This window comes from Loktanella sp. D2R18 (genome assembly GCF_003318235.1).
Lineage (GTDB): Bacteria > Pseudomonadota > Alphaproteobacteria > Rhodobacterales > Rhodobacteraceae > Yoonia.
This window is the reverse complement of record NZ_QOCG01000028.1, coordinates 1-6,190: the sequence shown is the minus strand read 5'-3', so window position 1 is coordinate 6,190 and position 6,190 is coordinate 1. Positions and strand designations below refer to the sequence as shown.

The 6,190-nt window shown below is 54.8% G+C and carries 6 protein-coding genes; 3 read left to right on the top strand and 3 right to left on the bottom strand.

Annotation, left to right across the window (positions count from 1 at the left end):
• Positions 1 to 122: 122 nt before the first annotated feature.
• Both DS901_RS12960 and DS901_RS12955 read left to right on the top strand, forming a co-directional pair.
• Positions 123 to 902 (top strand): hypothetical protein, encoded by a 780-nt coding sequence (locus tag DS901_RS12960; protein WP_113777363.1) that lies wholly within the window; start codon positions 123 to 125, stop codon positions 900 to 902.
• 41 nt (positions 903 to 943) lie between these two features.
• Positions 944 to 1,561, top strand: coding sequence for a DNA-3-methyladenine glycosylase I (locus tag DS901_RS12955; protein WP_113777362.1), 618 nt, complete (start codon positions 944 to 946; stop codon positions 1,559 to 1,561).
• 323 nt (positions 1,562 to 1,884) lie between these two features.
• On the opposite strand, the gene mmsB is transcribed toward DS901_RS12955, so the two are convergent.
• The 3 genes from mmsB to DS901_RS12940 are packed head-to-tail and all read right to left on the bottom strand — an operon-like array spanning position 1,885 to position 4,963.
• Positions 1,885 to 2,760, bottom strand: a complete 876-nt coding sequence (mmsB, locus tag DS901_RS12950; protein ID WP_113777361.1) for a 3-hydroxyisobutyrate dehydrogenase — start codon at positions 2,758 to 2,760, stop codon at positions 1,885 to 1,887.
• The gene (locus DS901_RS12945; RefSeq protein WP_258546731.1) at positions 2,757 to 3,815 is read right to left on the bottom strand and encodes an enoyl-CoA hydratase/isomerase family protein; all 1,059 of its coding nucleotides are present in this window, start codon (positions 3,813 to 3,815) and stop codon (positions 2,757 to 2,759) included. Before DS901_RS12945 ends, mmsB begins: the two co-directional genes overlap by 4 nt.
• A 2-nt stretch (positions 3,816 to 3,817) precedes the next feature.
• On the bottom strand, positions 3,818 to 4,963 hold the full coding sequence (locus tag DS901_RS12940; protein ID WP_113777360.1) for an acyl-CoA dehydrogenase family protein: 1,146 nt from the start codon (positions 4,961 to 4,963) through the stop codon (positions 3,818 to 3,820).
• 158 nt (positions 4,964 to 5,121) lie between these two features.
• On the opposite strand from DS901_RS12940, the gene DS901_RS12935 reads away from it, so the two are divergent.
• On the top strand, positions 5,122 to 6,105 hold the full coding sequence (locus DS901_RS12935) for an AraC family transcriptional regulator (protein WP_181820866.1): 984 nt from the start codon (positions 5,122 to 5,124) through the stop codon (positions 6,103 to 6,105).
• Positions 6,106 to 6,190 lie beyond the last annotated feature (85 nt).

Sequence of the window (6,190 nt, the reverse complement as noted above, 5' to 3'; positions counted from 1 at the left end):
CAGAAATCGGGCGGCCTTTTTTGCTTTTTGCAGTATAGCTTTTGATGGCTCTAGCGTCATTTCACGATAGATTACCGCCAAGTCGCTTTTCAATCTGACTTATTCTTAGCGGTACACAAATAATGCTTATACGCTCATTCGTTCGTTTTTCTCCTTGGTGGCTTATTGCCGCCATCAGTTTTTCTGTGACGCCCTCGCTTGGCTGGATGGTGATCGATAGTGTTACGGCGCGCGAGCAGCTTCAACTGGCCCGTGATACGGCCGCACCCGTGCCGGTTCCACTGCATCGGCTATCCCGATCCGGATTTGTGAACCTGATTGATGAAGTGGCGATAAGCGGTCAACTGGGTGGGACGTTGTATCCAACCGCGACGGGCGAAGGCCAAGATATTGTTCTGACGCTAGTCCCGTCCGAGGGTGATCTTGTCGCCAAGCTAGCCTTTTTCGTTGATGAAAACGACGTCCTCGACACCCTAGGCGCGCTTGCCACGATGACCGATCAGAATGGGCGGACCATCTTGCGGGGGGTTATGTCGCGCAGCGCAACAGCGCGGTCTCGCGTGGTTCAGGCGTTGGACCGAGGACTCCCTGCATTCACCGGAGAGCTGATCATCGTTGAGCCGTTTTACGGCAGGCGCAACGCGGTGCTGGCTCGAGAGATCGAAAAACATAACATAATTATCGGCTTCGGCGTTTTTTTGATTGTGATGATTAATGGGCTGGTCGTGTGGAAGTTCCGTGCTGCATGGCGGCGGGGCGCGAAAAAGGCGCAGAAACCCCCAGTCAAATTACAGGAGACGAAAATGCCGGACCCATGGGAGCCTTCAAAACGTGCACCCGGACCCGTTGAGAAGGATCCATTTTGCGATGGACCGATCACTACAATTGGGCGCAAAATGTAGGGTGGGTCTTGACCCACTGCCCCACAAGAAAGGATGCATTAATGTCGATATACGTCCACCCAACCGATAACGTTCCCCGTTGCGGCTGGTGCGCCGCCACCGAAGATTACATCGCCTATCATGACAACGAATGGGGTTATCCGGTGGGTGATGATATTCGCCTGTTTGAAAAGATTTGCCTTGAGAGTTTTCAGTCGGGTCTTAGCTGGCGCACGATCCTGACCAAACGCGAGAATTTTCGCGCGGCTTTTGCCGGATTTGATTTTCGGAAAATGGCTCAGTTTGATGACGTGGATGTCGAACGTTTGCTAAATGATGCAGGCATCGTCCGGCACCGCGGCAAAATCACGGCTGTCATTAATAACGCCCAACGTTGCTGCGAATTGGTTGATACCGAAGGCTCGCTTGCCGCTTTCATATGGGGGTTTGAGCCCAAAGTGGAGGGGATCACTCCGCAAAGCCGCACAACCTCACCCGCCTCAGTTTCACTTTCAAATGAGTTGAAAAAACGCGGCTGGCGTTTTGTCGGCCCCACAACCGCATTTGCGTTTATGCAAGCGATGGGGTTGATCAATGACCACGCAATCGGCTGCGCCTCGCGCGAAGTGGCTGCGCATGCACGGGCAGCTTTTACGCCGCCGGTTCGCCCTGATCGTTGATGGCTCGTGCAAGTTTAATAGAGTTGCCAGCAAACGAGGCTATCTTTACCGACAAACACGCGGAGAGTGGCTTTCGGCGGAGTTGGGGGATTTTGGAATGGGGTCGTACCACGGTAAGGCTGGCTTCGACACATTCAGCCATCTGAAGTCCGTGTTCTCCCAACCTAAATTGAACGCGTCCTTCTTGTTCAATCCACCTTTGCGCACCTACCAACACAAGGTCGGAAATATCCTGCGTAAGATTATCTAAGCACAGCGCATGCTCATAAAAAAGGCCCACCAGTGTGCTCCTGTTGGGCCTTTTTGCAATTGTTAGACGTGACTTAAGCGTCTTGGTTTCCGCGTGCAGACAGCCATGGCAAAACGCCGGAAAAGTCGACGCCTTGGCCGCCGTTCTCGTTCACAAACTTTGCATAAAGGGCATTCGCCAAAGCCCCCATTGGTGTGTCCGCATCGCAGGCGCGGGCTGCGTCTTGGGACAGGCCCAAATCCTTGAGCATAAGTTCCGCTGCAAACCCCGGTTTATAATCGTTGTCCGCTGGGCTAGCGGGGCCAACGCCTGGGGCCGGGCAGTAGGCATTCATTGTCCAGCTGTATCCGGAAGACGTGGACACCACATCAAACATCGCTTGGCGATCAAGGCCCAATTTATCAGCCATCGCAAAGGCTTCGCAGGTGCCCAGCATCGTGATTCCAAGGATCATGTTGTTACAGATTTTTGCGGCTTGGCCGGACCCTGACGCACCACAATGAACGGCCTTTTGACCCATGATATCGAACAGATTTTTGGTAGCTGCGAAGGCGTCTTCGCAGCCGCCGATCATAAAGGTCAACGTGCCGTCTGCGGCGCCCTTGATCCCACCAGAAACTGGCGCGTCGAGCATCCCCAAACCAGCGGCCTTGGCATCGGCACCAACAGCACGCGCACTTTCAACATCCACGGTTGAACAATCGATAAAGACTGCACCAGCGGGCAGGGCGGGGATCACCTCTGATGCAACGGCACGGAGGATCGCACCGTTCGGCAACATGGTAATGGCCACATCAGCGCCCGCGCATGCGTCTTTGGCGGATGTTGCCATCGTCATGCCGTCTGGTGCCGCGACGGGGTCGACGCCCACTACCTCATGGCCTGCCGCCGCGAGGTTTACAGCCATCGGGCCGCCCATATTTCCAAGTCCGATAAATGCGATTTTCATGCTGCGTCTCCTGTTGCTGTCCATTCGTGTGGGCCGAGATCTGCCAACATGCTGTTCACATCGTCGAGGGGCACATCCAGCGTTGCATGGCGCCATTTTGGCGTAAAATCCCGATCAATGATCTGGGCGCGGATTCCCTCGATGAAGTCGCCTTGGTCTTGGGAACGGTACGAAAACCTGTATTCACGCGCCAGCGCGTCTGAAAGATCACCTTCGCGCCCGGCCCGAATTGTGGCTAGCGCACAGGCCAGTGCCAATGGCGCACCTTTGCCCAGCTTTTTGGCCGCGGATTGGGCAAACTCTGTTTCGGACGCGGCAAGTGTGTTTTGAATTTCAGCCGGAGTTTGCCCAGCAAATAGCGCGTCAATTTCACTTTGGTTTTGGTACAAAACACCACCCCGAGCAGGTTGCGCCATGTCCGTGATGTCCGCGACATTGGCGTTTTCCGCCAACGCGGATTTCAAACGATCCCAATCGGCCTCAGGCACGAAATGATCGGCAAAGGTCGCATAGATCGCGTCCTCGGCTTCCATCCGCGTTCCCGTCAGGCCCAGATAGACACCAACCTGTCCAGGTGCGCGGGCCAGAATAAAACTGCCGCCCACGTCGGGGATCAGGCCGATGCCACATTCCGGCATCGCAATCTTAGAGCTTTCACCAACAATCCGGTGCGATGCATGCCCTGCAAGGCCAACGCCGCCACCCATGGTGAAGCCCTGCATGAAGACAACAACAGGTTTCGGAAAGGTCGCAATTTTGAGGTTCAAACGGTATTCTTGTTTCCAAAACGCGTGGCCAAAACCGTATTCGCCCGCTGTCCCCTGTGCATACAGGTCGGCAATGTCACCGCCTGCGCAAAATGCCTTTGGCCCAGCCGCGTCCAGTATAATCAGTTCAACCGATGCGTCAGCGCGCCAGTCGTCCAAAGCCGCTTCAATCGCCACCGACATGTCCGCTGTTAACGCATTCAGCGCATCGGGGCGGTTCAACGTAATATGCCCCGCGCGTCCTGTCTTACGGATCAGGATGTCTGCGGATTCTGTGCCTTTCATCATAACTACCCCGCCGCCTCGGCCTGAATGTTGCGGGCAATCACCAAGCGTTGGATTTCGCTTGTGCCCTCATAAATCTGGCAAATACGGGCGTCGCGGTAAATCCGCTCGACGGGATGATCGCTTAGGTAACCATAGCCCCCAAGAATTTGGATAGCCTGCGAACACACCTTTTCGGCCACCTCGGATGTCAACAACTTGGCCATCGACGCTTCGCGTAGGCAAGGTTTGCCCGCGTCTTTTAATGCAGCGGCATGAAACACCATCTGACGCCCTGCTTCAATTTGAGTGTCCATATCCGCCAGCTGAAACGAGATGCCCTGTTGTTCAAAAATAGATTTCCCGAAAGCCTGACGGTCAACGGCGTAATCGCGGGCATATTCGAACGCACTGCGCGCCATGCCTACGGCTTGGGCTGCAATACCGATCCGACCGCTTTCCAGATTAGCGAGAGCGATTTTGTATCCTTGTCCCTCAGTGCCCAAAAGGTTCTCCGCCGGAATGCACATGTCTTCAAAGGAGATCTGACATGTGTCTGACGAATGGATGCCCAGCTTCTTTTCAACGCGCACAACTTCGTAACCGGGAGTATCCGTTTCGACGATAAAAGCACTGATCCCACGTTTTCCAGCCGCCTTATTGGTCACTGCAAAAATGATAATTATCTGGCCGTTCTTGCCCGAGGTGGTGAACTGCTTTGCACCGTTGATGACGTAGTGGTCGCCATCCAAAACGGCCGTGGTCCGTAGGTTTGATGCGTCCGACCCGGCCTGCGGTTCGGTCAGCGCGAAGCCGCCAATCCACTCACCTGATGCCAGCTTTGGTAGGTATTTCTGTTTCTGGACTTCTGTGCCGTAATCGCGAATGGGGCCACAGCCAACAGAACTGTGCACAGACATGATTGTCGCACAGGCCCCATCACCAGCGGCGATTTCCTCGATCACGCTGGCGTAGCTTACGAAATCTGCGTCAAAACCGCCGTATTCGTCGGGCACTTGCATGCCAAGGAACCCCAGTTCGCCCATTTTCGCCAATTCGTCTTTGGGGTAACGCGCTTCGCGGTCGCGGTCTTCTGCGCCGGGCCACAGTTCGGCCTTGGCAAATTGGCGGGCCATGTCCTGGATCGCTGATTGGGTTTCATCCAAAATCATGGGGCTTCCTCTTCGTAATAGGTGGCTGTGCGAGACTGGACCCACTCGTTTCGTTTGATCTGCGCTAATGGGCTGTCCTGTGATGTTAGGAATAGCACTTGCATATGGTGCTATCAGTGTCACATTGTCTGCTGGTTTTGACACGAAAGGACAGTAATATGCGGCGTCGGCAAGTAGCTCCTATTTTCGTCAAAGAAGCCTTGGACAGTGCAGCACGGGGCGGGGCCAACCCAAGCCAAATTCTGGACGCGGCACAGGTTTCATCGGATCAGCTCGATCAACTTGATACGCAAGAGTTCGGGCGCGTTTGGCTCGAGATATCGTATCAGATGAACGACGAATTTTTCGGCCTCGGCACGCGTGCCATGCGGCCCGGCAGCACGACGTTGCTCGGGCATTCGATCCGGGGGGCGGCCACGTTTGACGTGGCATTGCGCCGGAGTTTGCGTTTTTTGAAGGTGGTGCTGGACGATCCGTATGGCACCATAGATGTTGAAGGGCGCAATTGCGTCATCACTTTGCATGAAATCACTCCGCCCGGAAATGCGTTCAAATACCGCGCATTTTTCACCATTCTGCACGGCTTTAGCTGCTGGGCCGCGCGGGAACGTATTCCGATCAAGGCAGTGGATTTTCCCTGCAAAGAGCCGGACGCGCAAAACGACTATGGTGATTTCTTCGGTGTGCCCGTTTCGTTTGATGCAGCGGCGGCACGGTTGGTATTCGATAAAAAGTATCTGTCCCGAAAAACCGACCGATCTGAGCAAGACCTCAAGGTCTTTTTGCGAAACCTTCCCGAGGCTTTTTTGCGGGGGTATCGCGAAACCGATGGCATCAAACACGAGGTCATCAGCAAATGCCTGTCAGGTCCTGCCGAAGATTGGCCAAGTGCGACACAGGTCGCGGATCGGCTGGGGATGTCGCGATCCTCTTTGCACCGGTTTTTAAAAGAAAGCGGGCATAGTCTTACGCAGTTGAAGGACGAGCAGCGACGCAACCGGGCCACCGCGCTTTTGTCCCGGACAGCGATGCCGATTTCGCAAATATCAGCGGAAGTGGGATACGCCGAAGAAGCCGCGTTTTACCGCGCCTTCCATCGTTGGTACGGGGCCACCCCAAACAGCATGCGCGAAAAATCTTAACTGAGCTTTTCGACCAGTTCAGGTACCGCGTCAAACAGATCAGCGACAAGTCCAAAATCGGCAACCTGAGGTGCCCCTAGTTCCC